At 31.8% G+C, this 20107-nt stretch carries 21 protein-coding genes; 16 read left to right on the top strand and 5 right to left on the bottom strand.

The window, feature by feature from the left end:
* Positions 1-29 precede the first annotated feature (29 nt).
* Entirely contained in the window at positions 30-989 is a 960-nt protein-coding gene (locus CD035_RS08700; protein ID WP_048541282.1) for a hypothetical protein, read from the bottom strand.
* Between the two features lie 179 nt (positions 990-1168).
* Between CD035_RS08700 and CD035_RS08695 the strand changes: the two genes are divergently transcribed.
* The 4 genes from CD035_RS08695 (at position 1169) to CD035_RS08680 (ending at position 4091) form a co-directional block, all read left to right on the top strand.
* Positions 1169-1702 carry a CHAP domain-containing protein gene (locus CD035_RS08695; RefSeq protein ID WP_053076875.1) on the top strand — a complete coding sequence of 178 codons (534 nt, stop codon included), beginning with the start codon at positions 1169-1171 and terminating at the stop codon, positions 1700-1702.
* Positions 1703-1716: 14 nt separating this feature from the next.
* Positions 1717-2364, top strand: coding sequence for an SDR family oxidoreductase (locus tag CD035_RS08690; protein ID WP_048541281.1), 648 nt, complete (start codon positions 1717-1719; stop codon positions 2362-2364).
* An 18-nt stretch (positions 2365-2382) separates the two neighbouring features.
* Positions 2383-3117 (top strand): metallophosphoesterase family protein, encoded by a 735-nt coding sequence (locus CD035_RS08685; RefSeq protein WP_048541280.1) that lies wholly within the window; start codon positions 2383-2385, stop codon positions 3115-3117.
* Between the two features lie 92 nt (positions 3118-3209).
* Complete coding sequence (locus CD035_RS08680) at positions 3210-4091, top strand: nuclease-related domain-containing protein (RefSeq protein ID WP_048541279.1); 882 nt, start codon at positions 3210-3212, stop codon at positions 4089-4091.
* Positions 4092-4398: 307 nt separating this feature from the next.
* Here the strand turns inward: CD035_RS08680 and CD035_RS08675 are convergent, their stop codons facing one another.
* Both CD035_RS08675 and CD035_RS08670 read right to left on the bottom strand, forming a co-directional pair.
* Positions 4399-5343 carry a cation diffusion facilitator family transporter gene (locus CD035_RS08675; protein ID WP_048541277.1) on the bottom strand — a complete coding sequence of 315 codons (945 nt, stop codon included), beginning with the start codon at positions 5341-5343 and terminating at the stop codon, positions 4399-4401.
* A gap of 19 nt (positions 5344-5362) precedes the next feature.
* Positions 5363-5662, bottom strand: coding sequence for an ArsR/SmtB family transcription factor (locus tag CD035_RS08670; RefSeq protein ID WP_025907403.1), 300 nt, complete (start codon positions 5660-5662; stop codon positions 5363-5365).
* Positions 5663-5799: 137 nt separating this feature from the next.
* Between CD035_RS08670 and CD035_RS08665 the strand changes: the two genes are divergently transcribed.
* The 5 genes from CD035_RS08665 to CD035_RS08645 all read left to right on the top strand — a co-directional run bounded on the left by CD035_RS08665 (position 5800) and on the right by CD035_RS08645 (position 10514).
* Entirely contained in the window at positions 5800-6114 is a 315-nt protein-coding gene (locus tag CD035_RS08665) for a CHY zinc finger protein (protein WP_048541275.1), read from the top strand.
* Positions 6115-6231: 117 nt separating this feature from the next.
* Positions 6232-6729 carry a hypothetical protein gene (locus CD035_RS08660; protein WP_037590018.1) on the top strand — a complete coding sequence of 166 codons (498 nt, stop codon included), beginning with the start codon at positions 6232-6234 and terminating at the stop codon, positions 6727-6729.
* A gap of 73 nt (positions 6730-6802) precedes the next feature.
* On the top strand, positions 6803-8233 hold the full coding sequence (locus CD035_RS08655) for an MDR family MFS transporter (RefSeq protein WP_048541273.1): 1431 nt from the start codon (positions 6803-6805) through the stop codon (positions 8231-8233).
* Positions 8234-8367: 134 nt separating this feature from the next.
* Positions 8368-9432 (top strand): YkvI family membrane protein, encoded by a 1065-nt coding sequence (locus CD035_RS08650; protein WP_048541271.1) that lies wholly within the window; start codon positions 8368-8370, stop codon positions 9430-9432.
* A gap of 47 nt (positions 9433-9479) precedes the next feature.
* Entirely contained in the window at positions 9480-10514 is a 1035-nt protein-coding gene (locus CD035_RS08645) for an alpha/beta hydrolase (protein WP_048541270.1), read from the top strand.
* A 44-nt stretch (positions 10515-10558) separates the two neighbouring features.
* On the opposite strand, the gene CD035_RS08640 is transcribed toward CD035_RS08645, so the two are convergent.
* Complete coding sequence (locus CD035_RS08640) at positions 10559-11062, bottom strand: GNAT family N-acetyltransferase (protein ID WP_048541269.1); 504 nt, start codon at positions 11060-11062, stop codon at positions 10559-10561.
* Positions 11063-11180: 118 nt separating this feature from the next.
* Between CD035_RS08640 and CD035_RS08635 the strand changes: the two genes are divergently transcribed.
* The 7 genes from CD035_RS08635 to CD035_RS08605 all read left to right on the top strand — a co-directional run bounded on the left by CD035_RS08635 (position 11181) and on the right by CD035_RS08605 (position 18437).
* Positions 11181-12107, top strand: a complete 927-nt coding sequence (locus CD035_RS08635) for an NAD-dependent epimerase/dehydratase family protein (protein ID WP_048541268.1) — start codon at positions 11181-11183, stop codon at positions 12105-12107.
* A gap of 9 nt (positions 12108-12116) precedes the next feature.
* The gene (locus CD035_RS08630) at positions 12117-12800 is read left to right on the top strand and encodes a response regulator transcription factor (RefSeq protein ID WP_048541267.1); all 684 of its coding nucleotides are present in this window, start codon (positions 12117-12119) and stop codon (positions 12798-12800) included.
* A 1-nt stretch (position 12801) separates the two neighbouring features.
* Entirely contained in the window at positions 12802-13863 is a 1062-nt protein-coding gene (locus tag CD035_RS08625) for a sensor histidine kinase (RefSeq protein ID WP_048541265.1), read from the top strand.
* A gap of 49 nt (positions 13864-13912) precedes the next feature.
* Positions 13913-14674, top strand: a complete 762-nt coding sequence (locus CD035_RS08620; protein ID WP_048541263.1) for an ABC transporter ATP-binding protein — start codon at positions 13913-13915, stop codon at positions 14672-14674.
* Entirely contained in the window at positions 14664-16598 is a 1935-nt protein-coding gene (locus CD035_RS08615; RefSeq protein WP_048541262.1) for an FtsX-like permease family protein, read from the top strand. The genes CD035_RS08620 and CD035_RS08615 overlap by 11 nt, the downstream gene beginning before the upstream one ends.
* Positions 16599-16807: 209 nt before the next feature.
* A complete protein-coding gene (locus CD035_RS08610) occupies positions 16808-17425 on the top strand; it encodes a DUF47 domain-containing protein (protein ID WP_037590003.1) in 618 nt (205 codons plus the stop codon).
* 13 nt (positions 17426-17438) lie between these two features.
* Positions 17439-18437, top strand: coding sequence for an inorganic phosphate transporter (locus CD035_RS08605; RefSeq protein WP_048541261.1), 999 nt, complete (start codon positions 17439-17441; stop codon positions 18435-18437).
* Between the two features lie 579 nt (positions 18438-19016).
* On the opposite strand, the gene CD035_RS08600 is transcribed toward CD035_RS08605, so the two are convergent.
* A complete protein-coding gene (locus CD035_RS08600; RefSeq protein WP_048541260.1) occupies positions 19017-19829 on the bottom strand; it encodes a LysM peptidoglycan-binding domain-containing protein in 813 nt (270 codons plus the stop codon).
* Between the last annotated feature and the right edge of the window lie 278 nt (positions 19830-20107).

Here is a 20107-nt window from a genome sequence, read left to right as displayed (position 1 = left end):
TGCATCTAGATTGAGCGCTTTATATGTTATCAATTAGGATTACTGTTATTTGGAGGGTAAAGTGCATTTTTATTTTTATGATAGAAGTTCATAACACTTCCGTATATGAAGTATGAAACAATAAACATAAAGATAAAGTACACAATATATCCAAGTACCGCGAATATAACTTGTAATACTGCTGGCATAAATGAAACGACAACTGCAACAATGATACCAACAATAGCTAAAACAATATATGCAACAACAACATAAAGTAAGTTACTGAATAATAATTTCCAAGCATTATTAGGACCTTTACTTGTAATGTTCCAACCAATTGAGAATTTAGTTAAAGTGGGTAATGATCTTTGATCAATATGAACAAGTACTGTGTTCATAATAAATATTACTAAATAATATAATGGAATAAACACTGCGAATAGAACTAAAATCATAAATAACATGATGATTACAAATGATATAGACATTGCACCAAAAGCTTCACTTGAACCGCTTGGTTGAATAATAGCCATAGATGTTCCAAATATCGCAAAGAATATTAGTTCAACAACTAATACGACAATATAAATCGCTATATACATTGCAACACTAATCACACCTATAATGATTGTAAGTTTTAATGTTTTAACATAGTTTCCTTTTCGTAAGAACATAAATAAATCACTAAAGTTTGGCCCAATACCTAAGTCTGTATCTTTGTAGTATTTAATCATGCCATAAGCTAAAGGAATTAAAACAAAGATATATAAACCAAGTGTTAATAAAAAGCCGAGTACCATAGTGACAAAGAATATCGCTAGTCCTCCGCCAGAAGGTTCACCTGAAAAGTCTTGTGATGAAGCGAGTGAGACACCACCGATTAAGAATAATACACCCGGTATTAACATTATAAGAATCATAACGATTGATGCTAAAATAGAAAATAAAATAGTTTTTAAATGGAATCCCTGTCCATTTCTAAAGTAATCCAATTGGAACTTGAACATATGATTCACCTCTTGTCTTTTGGTATCATTAGGGTACCATAAAAAACTATGAAAATGTCATTTAATTGTCAAAAACTTTCTTGCATTTGCGAATTTTTTGTAAAGAGCTATAAGCACTTTATTTGATATCCTACGTTATAACTCATATATTTGAGGTATATTAGTTATAGGAGTGAGCTATGAAAAAGTTATTCCGCTTCATTATCTACCTTGCAACATGGGTCGCTATCATAACGATGGTATTGCTGTTTAAAAGCCAAGGTGGATTCGATTTTTTTAATCATTATGTTGAAGATGTAAAGAAGCAGATGAAAGAAAAAGAAGTAGCGATTCGCACAGAACAAATTAAAAAGAATGATAAAACAGATGACCGTTCGCTTGGTAATTTTTATCAAGAAGGTCAATGTACATTTTATGTATTTGAAGAAAGATTGAAAATTGATAAAAAAATTAGTTCATCTTGGGGTGACGCTAAACATTGGGATGACCGTGCCAAAGAAGAAGGTTATAAAGTGAACGGAAAACCTAGTGAAGGCTCAATCTTACAAACAGATTATGGTGAACTAGGACACGTCGCAATAGTTGAAGAAGTAAAAAATGATGGTTCAATTGTTGTTTCTGATATGAACTATAAAAAGCCATATGAAGTGACTTCAAGGTTAATCACACCAGATAGATTACACAACTATCGTTTTATACATGAAAAAATTTAGAGGAGTGTTTTATAATGAAGATTTTCGTAATAGGCGCTAATGGACAAATAGGAAGACATTTAGTTGAAGATTTAGTAGCAGAAGGCAATGAAGTTGTTGCAGGTATTAGAAAAAACAGTCAAGCAAGTTTCTTTGAAGACTTAGGAGCAACAACAGCACCACTAGATCTTGAATATGACGATATCAATGACATTTCTGAAAAAATAAAAGATTCAGATAAAGTTGTGTTTACAGCAGGTTCAGGTGGACATACTGGTGCAGACCAAACAATTATTATTGATTTAGACGGAGCAGTTAAATCAATTGAAGCAAGTAAAATAGCAGGTACGAAACATTTTGTACTCGTATCTTCATTTGATACGAGAAGATCAGCTTTTGAAGGAGATTTAAAACCTTATACAATAGCTAAACACTATGCAGATGAACATTTAAGAAACGCTAATATACCATATACAATCGTTCATCCTGGTGCGCTAACAAATGATGATGCTATTGGAACAGTTACTTTAGCAGAAGAAGTAGAACGTGGAAAAATACCACGTAAAGATGTAGCGACTGTCTTGGTTGAAGTATTAAACAATGATGAGAAAATTGGTCAAGAATTCCAAGTCGTTTCAGGAGATGTTGAAATTAAAGAAGCAGTTGATCAATTTAATCAATAATCATAAAGGAGTATTATGATGGTTAAATTCGCAATTTTAACAGATATACACGGAAATATAGATGCATTAAACGCGGTACTTTCAGATATCGATAATCGAACGGATATAGATCACATTTATAACTTAGCTGATAATATTGGTGTTGGCCATTGTACTAACGAAGTTCTTGAAACCGTAACAAGTAGAAAAGATATGACATACATTGCTGGTAATCACGACGAAGCGATTATGTCAGTCGTTAACAACGAGCCATATCCTGAAAGTTTGAAAAGTAAGTTTTATGAACATCATCAATGGATAGTAGAACATTTAGACAGCAAATATTATACCTTTTTAAATGAACTTAAACGTGAAGTTACAAAAGAAATAGACGGTTTAAAATTTTATTTCACACATTATCGAATACTCGAAGAAAATATGGATAAGCATATTAGTGAAGATCCATTTGAACCAATTGTAGATCCTTCGTTAGAACATGTACACGGATTATTTAATGGCGTAGATGCAGATTTTGTCACATTCGGACATAATCACGTGTTACATCACTTTGATGATATAGAAACAATATATTTTAATCCAGGATCAGTAGGATTAAATAACGGTGCATACGCAGTGTATGGCATAGTAGAAGTTAAAGGTGGTGCTATAAACGTAGAAAGAGTCAAAGTACCTTATGATAATCAACCATTCTTAGAAGGATTCGATGATAAGAAAGTGCCAGGTAAACAATTAATATTTGAATCATTTATATAGAAGAAATCAGCCACTACAGTGATGTTGTGGCTGATTTTTTTACTGAGATGGATTAAAATGGAAATGAATAAACTTATAAAGAAGGTGAACCATTGAAAAAGAACTATTATTCAGTGATTGGATCTCTTATAGGTAGAACATACATAAGTCCTCAAGATATTCAAAAATATGAAACATATAAAAAAAGAAAAGAAGTTGAAAGGAAGTTTTTGGAAATATTAAACTCTATTGATCAATTAGAGTTTATATATGATTTACAACTTCAAAGTACTCAAAATTATCAATTTGATTTTATAGTTATCACTGACAAGGTTATATATCAATTCGAAATCAAAAATTATTTTGGTAAATATGAATTTAATAATGGTAATTTGATTTGTGATAACGGGTTTGTAATTAAATATCCGTTAGCTCAATTAGATAGAAATGACTATATCCTAAATAAAGTACTTGATAAATTAGTTATAGAAAGAACAATAAAAAGCTATATAATATTTATTAACGGAAATTTTAGTATGAAAGGCAAAATAGATGAAGAAACAATTATTTTACCAAACCAGTTAAATAAAGTAAGACATCTCCTTAACAATAATAACTCTCCAAATAATTCTATAATAAAAACCACATTACAAAATCTCCATACACCTTTTGAAGATGATTATCATCAATATCCGAATTATGAATTTAACAAATTAAAACCTGGTATAAGATGTACACAATGTAACAATATAATAGATACACCACTGAAAAATAAAAAGAAAATAATTACTTGCACTAACTGTTTTAATGAGATACCTAGAAAAGAACTTATTTTAAATACTTTAGACGAATTAATGTATTTGAAAGGAGCACCATTCAATATGAAAGAAGCCAGGAAGTGGTGTAATGGTGTACATAGAAATACACTTTCATATATTATGAAAGGACATTTTAAAATGATTACACAAGGAAATACTAAAGTATATTATAAGTAAGTTAATGCATATCATAAATTTGAGTTTGAATAGTGTGTTGGGGTACTGAATCCAGGTATGGCGCACGAAGACCGTGAGATATCGTGCGCTAAGGTACAAAATAAGGGTGTATCGCACGAAGACTGAAAGATATCGTGCGCTAAGGTACAAAATAAGGGTGTATCGCACGAAGACTAAGAGATATTGTGCGCTAGGGTAAAAAATCAAGGTGTATCGCACGAAGGCTGAGAGATATTCCTATACCAAATTATATAAAGTAAAAAAACTAGAACAAAGTAGGTATATTTACCTAAATGTTCTAGCTTTTCTAATGTACATGTTCTGTTTGTTCCATGCAACAGAGTAGGGAACTGTCATGTTGATGATCTGGTGTTTCTAATTGGATTGTTGCGTGATGTATAGATTTATGAATAAGTTTATGATTGATTTCTTCTATTATATTGTCGCATTCCTGTACAGTCTTATCTTTATCTACGACTGCGTGACAACTTAATGCTGTTAAGTCACTTGTAATGGACCATATATGCAAATCATGTACTTCAATAATATCTGGGTGTGAAGTGATTGTTTCAGATATTTCATGAACATCGATATTTGATGGTGTTCCTTCCATCAATACATTTAATGCAGACTTTGTAACACCATATCCGCTTCTAATAATTAAAAGTGCCACAATAACACTTGCTATCGGGTCAGCTAATTTCCAACCGAATGTAATCATAATGAGTGCTGCTACGATTGCGCCAACTGATCCTAATAAATCTCCGAGTACATGAATGAATGCACCACGCATGTTTAAGTTGTCTTTCGTATCAGATCCTTTAAACATTAACCAAGCAATGAATATATTCACAAGTAAACCGATTGTACTTATAATTAACATTCCAGTTGAAGCGACTTCTGGTGGATCAATGAATCTTGAAATGGCTTCATAAAAGATATATATACTAATGACAATTAACAAGACACCGTTAATTAAAGCAGCTAAAATTTCAAATCTCTTATAACCATATGTCTTATTCTTATTTGCAACACGTTCGCCAAATTTAAATGCCATTAATGCAATAAAGAGTGAAATGGCGTCGCTTAGCATATGACCAGCATCAGATAGTAAAGCTAAACTATTTGTAATATATCCACCAATCACTTCAACTATCATAAATACAGAAATGATAATAAATGAAATGAGCAGTATTTTTTTATTATTTGTATGAACATGATTGTGGTCATGTCCATGATGTTCATGTCCCATGAAAACACCTCCTATTTTGTTAATGTTTGGCATGCTCGATGGCTTGTTTTAATAATAAGATAACGTGATCATCATCTATTGAGTAGTAAATACTTTTACCTTCACGTTCAAATTTAACAAGCCTAAGATTCTTTAAAAATCTTAATTGGTGCGACACGGAAGATTGACTTAGCGAAAGTGTTTCAGCTATACAACCTACAGAATGTCGACCGGTACATAATAAATGTAATATCTTTACGCGAGTCGGATCGCTTAATGCTTTAAAAGTTTGTGATACAAGTAATAATGTTTCGTCATCTAAAATAGTATTTGTAGTCATATTATTCTCCTAACATATGAATATATGTTCATATGTTAATTTTATTAAAATTTATCGTTTATGTCAAATCATTATAAATTGACAAAATAGCTATAATTATGAGATGTTCACTTAAAGTAAATTTTTTGGAGGATACTATGGTGAAAATACATGGCTTAACTGTAGATAATGAATCTAGATGTGAACATTATCATACGCCACTTGATATCATCGCTATTAAATTTAAATGTTGTGATAAATTCTATCCTTGTTACAAGTGCCATAATGAATGTGAAAAGCATGACATTAAAAGATGGGATCAATCTGAATTTAATGAACATGCGATACTTTGTGGGGTTTGTAAAGAAACAATTTCTATCAATGATTATATGTCAAAAGAAGTATGCCCTAATTGTGATGCTCGATTTAATCACCGATGCAAGTATCATCACCATTTATATTTTAAAATTTAAGTTGGTTTTCTTTTTTAAAGGTAATTTATTACAAAACATGTTATAATATTTTTGACTTTAAAATTTTAACATTGAAAAGAATGTGAATGTTGCATAGAGAGAAAAGGAGGACATTGAATGAAGGATTTGATTAAAGGTCATATATTAAGTGGCGAATTTGATACTGCATATAGATTGATGTCCGAAGTGGATTTCTTAGAATTTGAAGAACACTTTATTTCAGCAGCTCACGAAGAAGAAAGTACGATGTTTTATACATTTATATTAGACTGTATTAAGAAGGAAGAAACAAGTGAACTTCATGACTTAGCGTTCTTGTTACACGTTTATCCATATAGTGAACATGATGGCGCATTTCATTCAGCTTATTATCATGCTGAAAGATCGATGATTTTAACAGATCATAAAGAAGTTAAGAGTTTATTACAAATGCTTCTTTTACATGCTATACCGGAACCTTTACTTTCTGACAAACAAGCTTTTGATATAAGTAAACAAATACTTAAGATAGACCCAGAAAATAAAGTTGCTAGAAATATTATGAAAGAAACAGCGAAGAGAATGGACCAAGTAGTGGTAGATTTTTCACAACTATCCAAATCTCAAAATGCATAAACCTAGTCTTTTGACTAGGTTTCTTTTTTATGTCATCATAGACAAGTTACAAAATAAAATTTAGGAGAAAAAAATGGAGAATCAGTTTAAAAGAAAAATAATTATGATTGTCTTTTTAGTTGGTACATTTTTCATGATTTTAAATGAAACACTCTTAAATATTGCATTAAAAGAATTAATGTCAGTATTTGATGTTGATGCACCAACTGTCCAATGGATGGCAACTGGTTTCATGTTAGTAATGGGTGTACTAACACCATTGTCTGCAGTCGTAAATCAATGGTTTACAACGAGACGGTTATTTTTAGGGTTAGTAACAATATTTTCTATCGGGACTTTAACTGCGGGGTTAGCTATTAATTTCCCAATGTTATTAGTAGGAAGAATGATTCAAGCAGCTGGAACGGGGCTTATGATTCCAACTGTCATGAATGCAATGCTCATGCTTTATAATGAAAATGAACGCGGGAAAATTATGGGGCAATTCGGATTAGTCATTATGTTTGCACCTGCATTAGGTCCAACATTATCAGGTGTTATTGTTGATTATTTAGGGTGGAGATGGTTATTTTTAATCGTTATCCCATTCATGCTATTTACGTTTATATTCGCATATAGATATTTACAAAATGTTGGAGAAGTTACAAGACCAAAAATTGATGTCTTTTCAATCATTTTATCAACAATTGGTATTGCAACAATTATATATAGTGTTTCTTCTGTGAGTAGTACAGAAGGCGGATTCTCAAGTCCTTCAATATATATCACACTCATCATCGGTATCATTACAATGATACTATTTGTCTTTAGACAACTTAAATTAGAAGAACCTTTATTAGATTTAAAAGTGTTTAAATATCACAATTATACTAAAGGCGTTATCATTTTCGTAGTCGTTATTATGACAATGTTTGCTTCTGAAATTGTAATGCCAATGTATTTGCAAGGTCCTATGGGTTTCAGTGCTAAAGTTGCTGGACTGATCTTATTACCAGGTGCTTTATTAAATGGTTTCTTGTCACCTTTTATGGGTGCCATATTTGATAAAATTGGTCCTAGAAAACTTATTGTACCAGGTTTAATCATATTGTTATGTGTATCAATATTTTATTCAACAATTCATCCAGGTATTTCGGTTTGGATATTTGTTGTTGTATATATTATATTAATGATTAGTATTTCTGCAGTATTGATGCCAGCTAATACAAATGCATTGAATGCTTTACCAAAAGAAATGTATCCACACGGTACGGCTGTATCTAACATGTTACAGCCAATTGGTGGCGCATTAGGTATTGCGATTTTTGTAAGTATTATGAACGGTGGACAAAGAGCAGCATTAGAAGGTATTAAGAACCCTACAGTTGATCAAATCAATCATGCTATGACACAAGGTATTCATCAGTCATACTGGTTTGGTATCATTTTACTTGCACTAGCAGTTATTGTTGGCTTTACAGTTACAAGAGCAAATTATAGTCAATCAATTAAAGATAATTCATAAAGATATTAAAGAGAAAGCGGGACAGAAATCTAATTTGTACAAATTAGATTTCTGTCCCGCTAATTTTTTGGAATAATTTTGTGAATAGTGGGTATACATCATTATGTTGAACAAAATTATGAGGAGGAAAGTTTGTGTCAAATTTGAAAGAAGCAACAAAAATAGGGTTTGCTTATGTTGGGGTCGTTGTTGGTGCAGGGTTCTCGACAGGGCAAGAGGTAATGAAATTCTTTACCCACTATGGTTTATACGGGTATATAGGAGTTATTATATCTGGTATAATGTTGGCGTTTTTTGGTAGACAAGTAGCCAAGATTGGTACGGCACTCGATGCAGATGATCATAGCTCAACAATTAACTATTTATTTGGTAAAGCAGGTATCGTTATAGATTATGTATTAATATTTTTCTTATTTGGTATATCAGTAACGATGATAGCTGGCGCAGGATCAGCATTTAATGAAAGCTTTGGGGTGCCAACTTGGTTAGGCGCTTTAATTATGTGTATTGTTATATATATCACGCTTTTATTAGACTTCGATAAAATTGTAAAAGCACTAGGTGTCGTCACACCATTTTTAATCATTGTGATATTAATAATAGCAGGTTACTTTTTTGTGAATGGCCAAGTAGGCATTTCTGAAATTAACGATACGGTTGAATCACCAAGTCTTTTCTGGGGAATTGTTCAAGGATTTATTTATGGTGGTTTAGCGTTCTCAGTAGGATTTAGTACATTAATTGCCATTGGTGGAGATGCTGATAAGCGACGTATTTCAGGCTTAGGTGGCATCATTGGTGGTATTATATATTTAATATTATTAGCACTTATCAATGCTGGATTATTAGTTGAATATCCTAATATTAAAGATATTGAGATACCAACGTTAGAACTCGCTAGAACAATTTCACCTATTATTGGGTTTGCATTATCAGTGATTATGCTTATGGTTATGTACAACACGATTTTAGGACTTATGTACTCATTTACGGCAAGATTTACTGTACCGTTTTCTAAAAAATACGTTGTATTATTGACGATATCTATGGTTCTCGCTTATGGCTTAAGCTTTGTAGGTTTTTCATCACTTATTGATAAATTATATCCAGCTATGGGTGTTATAGGTTTAGTGATTTGTGCTGCAATTGTTGTTAAATATATTAGTCGTAAAAGAGATAACAAAGAACATATCGCATAAAATAATTGAATATGTTAAACTATCTTCTTACATGAGGAAGTGAACATATGAAAAGGAAAAAACGACGATTGTTTATTTTGATTGTAGCGATTATCGTTGTTGTAAGTGGATTTTACGGTTATAACAAATATCAGGAACATAAACAAAGGGAAGCACAATTACAAGCTCAAAGAGCCAATCAATTATTACTAAACAATAAGAAAGTAAAATTGATACGTGATGTATCTTATGGACACAGTGCACCAAATAGTCAAATGGATATTATTATGCCTTCAAAAATGAAAAAAGGTGAGAAATTGCCAGTTATTTTTTGGACGCATGGTGGTGGTTTTATTGCGGGAGACAAAAGACATAAGAATCCATACTTAGCACAAATTGCTGAAAAAGGATATATCATCGTAAATGTTAATTATGCTTTAGCACCTGATTACCAATATCCGACACCAATACAGCAATTAGATCAAGCTACAAAATATACATTAAAACATAGAAATAAATTTAATATCGATTACAGACAAATCGTATATGGCGGAGATTCTGCAGGTGCTCAAATTGCCAGTCAATATGTGGCTTTACAAACAAATGATAAATTGCAACAACAAATGCGTATGAAGCCAAGTATTAAAAAAGACTATTTAAAAGCTGCCATTCTTTTTGGTGGGTTATATAATATGCAAACGGTGAGAGCTACAGAATTTCCTAGAATTGATTTATTTATGACGAGTTATACGGGTACTAAGGAATGGGAACAGAACTTTGCGAGAATTAATCAACTATCTACCGTTGATCAAGTGACAAAAGATTATCCACCTACATTTTTAACGGTTGGAGATGCTGACCCATTTGATCCACAAAATAGAGAATTTGATGAAGTCCTTAAAAAGCAAGGTGTTCAAACGACTACAACATTCTTTGATGGTACACACGGTTTACGTCATCAATACCAATTCCATATGAACTTGAAGGAATCTAAGAAGAATTACAATAATGTCATGATGTTTCTAGGGGCTAATACGAAACAGTCACCATATGAAAATAATGCAAACCAAGATTCTGAAACAGTAATTAAAAAAGATGAATAATAAAAAAGGCAAACTACGCGAAATACGTGATGAGTTTGCCTTTTTTATAATAGTTTTGCCATCATAAATTCATCGTAATATTTATCATTAAAATACAATGTTTGTTCTTTCTTTCCTTCTACTTTAAAACCAAATTTCTCATATAATCGGTATGCAGGTTCATTCTCCGTAACGACTGTTAATTCTAGTCTATGCAGTTGTCTTCTCACTGCCCAAGCTTCAGTTTCTTGTAATAGTTTATATCCAATTCCTTTATTTCTAAATGTCGGGAGTAGACCCATTGCAATTTTAGCAGCATGACGATTTCGATTCGTTTTGCCACCTTGAATAGTTACATAACCAATTAATGTGTCATTTAATTCCGCAACAATGATTGTAGAGTTACTTGTCGTAATCATTTCTTCTAGAAATAAAGTTTGGTTCTGTATAGATATTTGATGCTCACCTGGATTAAATAGTAAATATTCGGATTGGTTAATCACGCTATCTAACAATTTATTAAAGTCTTCAACATCATTTATTCGAATTTCGCGTATGATTTCTTTCATAAAATGTCTCCTATTTCTATTTATAAATTACAAACAGTGGTATATTTATGTTAATTAAACAATAATTTATAAACAGTATAACACATATGTAAAGTCCGAATATAAAGGAGTGCTTAAAATGAAAGCGAATGTACTCATCTCAGGTGGATCAGGGTATATAGGCAAGCATTTAATCAGTACGTTAAAAGATATCGGAAATCTTTATACGATTACAAAGTATGAATCAGATATGATGATAGATGATGAAGTTACTTGGAGAAAATGTGATATTTTTGTACTTAAAGATATGATTGAAGCATTGAAAAATATAGATATTGCAATTTATTATTTAGATCCAAACAAGAAATCAGCAAAGTTAACACAAAGTACTGCCCGTAATTTAAACATCATTGCGAGTCATAATATGGCGAAAGCATGTAAAGTAAATAATGTTAAAAAAATTATATACATTAAAGGTTCGCCTTTTGATATAGAAACGATGGAAATATTAAGTTCAACCGGTATTGAAGTTCAAGTGACAGAACAATCTATTAAGCGACCAGCTGTATCGATAGAATTACAGAAGTCTAAAATTGATGACGTTAGAAGCGTTGATAGAATGCCTATTCCATATAAATGGGATTTAGAGGATGTTGTGAAATACTATTTCCAGTGGTTACAAGAGACTAGTGGAACGTTAGTAAGAACAGAATTAATTGGAGATATTTATTATGTTTATTTTCAACATCGCAGTAAACCATTATTAAAATTAAAAAGAGTACATCCAAATATTGATGAAGATATTATACAGTTCAAAGTTATTGGCGGTTCACTTACTGTAGATTTGTATGAAGATAATGGCATGTTAGAATTTAGAAAGTTAAAGTTAAAAAATGAATTTATAGTTCATTTATTTAATTACGTACCAAGATTACCGTGGAGTATATATTATTTATCACAAGCACCTATTCATAATGTAACGATGAAGGGATTCGAAGTTGATTGTAGAATTAAAGATTTTCAACTACGCAGTATAGCAGGAGAAGTTAAAAAATATACAAAGTAGAGGGATAGTATGGAATTACTAATAATTGAAGATGATGAAACTTTATTTAATGCTATGAAGCAACAACTAGAAAAATGGGATTGGTCAGTACATGGCATAAATGATTTTGGTGCCGTGTTTGAAGAATATAAAATATTGCAACCAGACATGGTCATTATAGATATACAGTTACCTCAATATGATGGGTTCTATTGGTGTCGTGCGATAAGAAAACAGTCTAACATACCGATTGTATTCTTATCTTCAAGGGATCACCCGATGGACCAAGTCATGAGTATGGAACTGGGTGCTGATGACTTTATACAGAAACCATTTCACACGGAAGTGTTAGTTGCTAAACTACAAGCAATTTATAGAAGAGTTTATCAATATAATAAAGATGAGCCTAGAATCAAATTATGGCATAAAGCGCGAGTGGATTACGGTAAACATATTATTGAAAAGAATAACATTGAAATTTCGTTAACTAAAAATGAAATGTTTATTTTAGAAATTCTGTTGAATCATAAAAATGAAATCGTGAGTAGAGATAAGATTATCACTGCTTTATGGGATGATGAACAATTTGTGAGTGACAATACATTAACCGTTAATGTTAATCGATTAAGAAAGAAACTTACTGAAATTGGATTCAATGATTTAATTGAAACTAAAGTAGGTAAAGGCTATATAGCGCACGAGCCGGAGGGATAAAATGATCAAGTCGTTTCTGAAAGAAAGATGGATTTGGATATTACTGTTTATAATTATGCAAGCTACCATACTGTTGACGAGTTGGTTAGATGTAGCCTTTTCTTTTAAAAGCGCTTTATACTTAATTGGTATAAATTTGATTATTTTTATCGTGTTTATATGGTTGATTTACACGCGAGAAACAAGATTTTATAGCGCATTAAAAAATGATATGCCGATTAAAGAAATTGAACATAAAGAATTGAATCAATCAACATATGAAAAGATTGTTTTTGATTATATTCAACTTTATGATGAGCGTACGAGACGTACTATTCACAATCAAAATAAAGAAATACAAGCGACTAAAAATGATTTATTAGATTGGATACATGAAGTCAAAACGCCCATCACGGCAATGAAATTATTATTAGATCAAATCGAAGAACAAGCTCTAAAAAAGAATTTATTATATGAGTGGAGCAGAATCGACTACTTACTGGATCAGCAACTTTATATTAGACGTTTAAGCTCTAAAAGTAATGATTTTTATTTTGGTCATTATGATTTAAAAGAGATGGTTATTAAAGAAATTCAACATGCACGTAATATCAGCATGGCAAAAGGCATAGGGTATGACATTCAAATTGAAGATGAAAAAGTATATACAGATGAAAAATGGTGTCGTACTGTCATTAGACAGCTGATAAGTAATGCTCTGAAATATACTGAGAATAAAGATATTATCATTTCAACTTATGAGCAGCATGGTCAAACATACTTGAAAATTCAAGATTTTGGGCGAGGTATTAAAGCGAGAGATTTACCACGTATTTTTGAAAGGGGCTTTACTTCGACGACTAATAGACGTGAGTCAACAGCCACAGGAATGGGTCTTTATTTAGTTAAAGAGATTACTGAAGGATTAAGTATTAAAGTCAATGTTAAATCTACTCATGGAGAAGGTACGACTGTATTGCTTATTTTTCCTCAACCAAATGATTTAACAACAATAGAACAGGCAAGTGACAATAATGTCACATCAAACTTAAAAATGTACGATGAATCAAAGGAAGAATCGTAAAAAAGGCTATATTATGGAATCATAAACAAATTTCAAAGGAGTTTTGAATATGAGTATATTAAAAACTGAACAACTCGTTAAAGTTTATGGTTCTAAAAAAAATCAACAAGAAGTGTTGAAGCAAATAGATATGACTGTTGAAAAAGGTGAATTCATTAGTATTATGGGCCCATCTGGTTCAGGAAAAACGACACTTTTAAATGTATTAAGTTCCATTGATTATGCGACAACAGGGCAAATTGAAATAAATGGTCATCAACTACAAAACATGAATAATAGACAAATGTCTAATTTCAGAAAAAAAGAGCTCGGATTTATATTCCAAGAATATAATTTGCTTAATACGCTTACCGTGCAAGAAAATATTATGTTACCATTAACGATTCAAAAAGTTTCTAAAAAAGAAGCTCAAATTAGATTTGAAGAAATTAGTAAAGCTTTAGGTATTTTAGATATACAAAATAAATATCCTAGTGAAATCTCTGGTGGTCAAAAGCAGAGAACTTCAGCAGCAAGGGCTTTTATAGCACAGCCATCAATTATATTTGCTGATGAGCCTACAGGTGCATTAGATTCTAAATCTGCATCAGATTTACTGAACAAATTAAATCAAATGAATCAGACAACACAATCAACAATTGTAATGGTTACACATGATTCATCAGCAGCAAGTTATTCAAATAGAGTCATATTTTTAAAAGATGGTAAAATCTACTCTGAACTTTATAAAGGAGACGATGATAGAGAGACATTTTACAAAGAAATCATCAAAACACAAAGTGTGTTAGGTGGTGTTGTAAATGAGCTTTAATCAAATTGTTATTAAGAATTTAAGACGCAACATTCGACATTATAGTATGTATGTCTTTTCAATAACAATGAGTGTCATGCTCTTTTTCGGATTTGTTACGTTAAGATACTCTGAAGATTTAAATAGTGTTCAATCTGGTATAAGAGTTGGCGCTGCTATTAAAGTAGGTGTAACAATACTGACAATTATCATCGTTATATTTCTACTTTATGCCAACAAACTCTTTATAAAGAGAAGATCTAGAGAAATTGGGTTGTACCAATTAATTGGTATGACTAAGCGTGAAGTCTTTAAAATATTTGCTTTAGAAAACTTTGTATTATTCACATTAACAGCTGTGATTGGATCTATTTTAGGATTTTTCTCATCTAAAATATTATTGATGATTTTATATAAAATCATCGGCATCCAACAAGAAGCGCATTTGAATTTTAGCATAGAAGCATTCATTCAAACTATTGTACTTATGATCGCGATTTATATCATTATCGCTTTTCAAAATGCAATATTTATTAAGAGAAAAACAATTTTAGCACTTATGCATGAATATAATGCTACAGATACTAAAATTAAGAAAATTAAACTATATGAATTAATTTTTGGTGCAATTGGTATCGTAATGATTATAAGTGGTTACTATTTATCAAGTGTCATGTTCGATAATCTCAGTAGTGCTGGGATGACAACATTATATATAAGGATGCTTACAATTTTATTCTTAACAATAGTGGGTGCATACTTGCTCTTCAGATGTTCAATTTCACTGATATTTAATACTATTCGTAAATATAAAAAAGGTATGTTGAGCGTAACAGATGTTGTTTCAACTTCATCTATTATGCACAAAATGAAAACAAATGCTTTATCACTTACAATTATCGCAATTGTGTCAGCTATGTCAGTTGGTCTACTAGCGTTAAGTTACGTACAATATTACAATGCCGAAGAAACAGCTCGAAGTTCGGCACCAGACGATTATATTTTTGTAAATAAAGATGCTAATCAACAATTTAAAAAAGCCTTAGATGCTGAACATATCCAATATAAAGAGCGTAATTATGGCGTCACGCGTTATATCATTGATGATAGAAAAGTGCTGAAGAATGCTGATGAAACAACTGGTAAAGCTCCTGATTCACCTTCAACAGTTGCTAAAGCATCTGAATTTAAAGATTTAAAATTGAAAGATGATGAAGTAGCAATCGTAGGATACAGTGATATTCTTGATAAAGTCATTACTGTTAATGATGAAGGAAAAATGTCTTACAAAATGGACAATCAAACACATCATCTTAAAATGAAATCTATTAGCAAAGAATCGTATTTGGCTACAATAATAACTTATAATGCACCTGTTTATGTTGTATCAGATCACACATTTGATCAAATGAAAAAGCATGAACCTAAAAATGATGATTTGAATCAGCAATATGGTGTGAACTTAACAAATGATAAAGATGTTAAGAAAGCAGAAAAAATCTTTAGTAAGGTGAAAAGTGAAACGGATTCTTTAATGTCTTATTACGAGATTTACAATGATTCTAAAAGTGGCCTCGGTGTTATGCTATTCATTCTTGGTTTCTTAGGTATTGCATTCTTACTTTCTACAGGATGTATCATTTACATTAAACAAATTGACGAAACAGAAGATGAAACATCAAACTATATTATCTTAAGAAAGTTAGGTTATACATCTAAAGATATGTCTAAAGGTATCGCACTAAAAATTGGCTTTAACTTTGCGTTACCATTAATCATTGGATTATGTCATGGATATTTCGCGGCTAAATCAGCTTGGTTCTTTATGGGACAATCGTTCTATACACCAGTGCTTATTGTGATGTCACTTTATTCATTAATTTATATTCTGTTTGCCTTCTTAGCATATATCCACTCTAAACGCGTGATTCAAAGAGTACTTTAAAAATTAAATATTTAAAATAAAGGCTAGTGCTTGTCATTAGCCTTTTTTTGTGTTATAAAGTACCAATGTGAACTTTGTGTTTACGTAAAGTTTACAGACAAGTTAAATTTTCAAAAATAAATTAATAAACTGTGGTCGAATTCATTTTGAAAGAGTACAATGAAAGAGTAATTACATAAATTATGATGTAAATTTTGGGAGGATTACTAATGTTTAATAAGAAAAAGGATAAGTTTGGTATTCAGTTAGAAGCTATAGCTGAGAATTTAAGTCGCGCATCAGTTGAATTTGGAGAAATGGATTTTGATTCAGATTTCGACTTAAAAGCTTATTCAGATAAAATTAAAGCCTATGAGTCTAATGGTGATGATCTTATGCACCAAATGATTACTGATTTAAATCAAACTTTCATTACACCTATTGAAAGAGAAGATATTTTAGAATTATGTGATGCATTAGATGATGTATTAGATGAAATGGAAGAAACTTCAGCAATGTTTGAAATGTACTCTATCAGTTATTCAGATGAATACATGGCAGAATTCGTGAAAAATATACAAGCAGCAATTAAAGAAATTGAAATAGCCGTGACTTTAGTAGCTGAGAAGAAATTCTCACACATTCGTGTACATTCTATCAATATTAAAGAATATGAAACGAATTGTGATGGTATTTTAAGACAATCTATTAAATATATTTTCAATAGTGAAACAGATCCAGTAACATTAATAAAAATTAAAGATATTTATGAATCTCTTGAAGATGTAGCAGATAAATGTCAATTAGTAGCAAACAAATTAGAACAAATTATTATGAAAAATAGCTAAGGAGTTTTAAAAAATGGATAGTTTACTCATTATTACCGTAGCTATTGTTGTGTGTGCGTTACTTTTTGACTTTATTAATGGTTTCCATGATACAGCCAATGCAATCGCTACAGCAGTATCTACAAAAGCACTTAAACCACGACATGCAATTATTTTAGCAGCGGTTATGAACTTTGTTGGGGCATTAATGGCAACTGGTGTAGCACAAACAATTGCTAAAGATATTGTCGATCCGTTTAAATTAGAAAATGGTTCAATCGTTATTTTAGCAGCATTGATTTCTGCTATAGCATGGAACCTTATTACTTGGTATTTCGGGATTCCAAGTTCATCTTCACATGCATTAATAGGGTCAATTGCAGGTGCAGCTATTGCTTCTGCAGGATTTGGAATATTACATTACCAAGGATTTTCAAAAATTATATTAGCTTTAATTGCATCACCAATTTTAGCGTTTATAGTTGGTTTTATTGTATATTCTATTTTCAAAGTCGTATTTAAAAATAATAATTTAACAAGAACTAATAGAAATTTTAGATTTATCCAAATTGGTACAGCAGCTTTACAAGCATTCTCACACGGTACAAATGATGCTCAGAAAGCAATGGGTATCATTACAATGGCACTTATTTCAGCTAATATGCAATCTACAACAGATATTGAATTATGGGTTAAAATAAGTTGTGCTACTGCAATGGGTCTTGGAACTGCAGTAGGTGGGTGGAAAATTATCAAAACAGTTGGTGGAAACATTATGAAAATCCGTCCAGCTAACGGTGTAGCAGCTGATTTATCATCAGCATTCGTTATTTTTGGTGCTACATTCATTCACTTACCTGTATCAACTACACACGTCGTATCTTCATCTATTTTAGGTGTAGGTTCGTCACAACGTGTTAAAGGTGTTAAATGGACAACAGCACAAAGAATGATTATTACTTGGATTATAACTTTACCAGTATCAATTATCCTTTCTTTCATTATTTATCATATTTGTGCTTTATTCGTATAATAAATCATCAAAACATCCAACTCGTTAAGTTTGGATGTTTTTTGTATGGAAAAACTGAGAAGGATAGGCGTAATTAATTGATAGGTGAATTTTTTGTGGGGAGTTGTTCTGAGTTAGGGACAGAATTCCGAGAAATGTCCGTAAGAGGTGTCGTTAGGGACAGAATTCTGAGAAATGTCCGTAAGAGGTGTCGTTAGGGACAGAATTCCGAGAAATGTCCGTAAGAGGCGTTGTTAGAGACAGAATTCTGAGAAATGTCCGTAAGAGGTATCGTTAGGGACAGAATTCCGAGAAATGTCCGTAAGAGGCGTTGTTAGGGACAGAATTCCGAGAAATGTCCGTAAGAGGTGTCGTTAGGGACAGAATTCCGAGAAATGTCCGTAAGAGGCGTTGTTAGAGACAGAATTCTGAGAAATGTCTCTAAATGAGTGCTCATCTAACTACCACAATTCCGAATAATGGAAGTTAGCGGATTCTAATTACCACAATTCAGAATAATGATAGTTAGCGAACTCTAACAACCACAATCTAGTTTTCTGCATAGAAAAAACCAGTTCATCTTCTGAACTGGTTTTTTTATTAATGAATATATGAATAGTTATATACTTGTGATGCTGGGATTGTTCTGTAATCTTTAACTCCTGGAGGCGTATTATAGTTCATTTCTGAAATTAATAGACTTCCGTCTGCGTTAATAGATTCTACATATGATACGTGACCATATTGTCCTGCTGTAGATTGCATAATTGAACCTACTTCAGGTGTGCCGTCTACTCGGAAACCGTCAGCTTGTGCTGCGCCTGCCCAATATTTAGCATCTCCCCAGTATGTGCTGATTGAACTACCAGCTTGTGTTCTGCGATCAAATACATAATATGTACATTGACCCCAGTCATATAAGTTTTGGTCATTGAATGATTGATTGCCACCTGTTTGAGTAGGTTGTGTGTTATTTGAAGGAGCAGTTGAAGTGTCACTACCGCTTCCACCAGCAATTTTTAAAGTTTGACCAGGATAGATAATATAACCTTGTAAATTATTTGATTTCATTAATTGGTCAACTGTAACACCGTTTTGTTGTGCGATTACTGCTAATGAGTCACCGCTTTTAACTGTGTAAGTAGAGCCTGAAGATGCTGACGTTTCTTGTGAACCGCTTCCTCCTGTTGAACTACTACCGTTTACAGTAATGACTTGTCCTGGGAAAATCATATTTCCTGAAATATTGTTACTTGATTTCAGTTGATTTACAGATACACCGTATTGGTCTGCAATCATCCATAAAGATTCACCATTTTTTACAGTATGTTGAGTTGAAGCTTCGGCGTCGTTATGAGCTGCTATAGCTGCAACACCAGAAACAGCTGTTACTGCGAATGCAAATTTTTTCAAAGGCTTATCCTCCTTAGGTATATATAAAAACAGAATACTAAAATGAACCTTCTTCTATACACGTAATGGTAACAAAAATAATATTGTATGTACGAGATGTAATCACTTTGTAATAAAAACACAATAATTATTTTTTGCTTTTTTACATTGATTGAAGTTCGCTAAAACCGTTGTGAACGCTTCTATATGGAATATGGTAATTTATGTATGTATGATGAATGTTACAATTTATCGAAGACATGACGTTTGATATATAGAGAAATAGCATGTAAAATGTT

This window comes from Mammaliicoccus sciuri (assembly GCF_002901825.1).
Taxonomy (GTDB): Bacteria; Bacillota; Bacilli; order Staphylococcales; family Staphylococcaceae; genus Mammaliicoccus; species Mammaliicoccus sciuri.
Note: the sequence above shows the minus strand (reverse complement) of the source record. Positions and strands in the feature narration are given on the sequence as shown.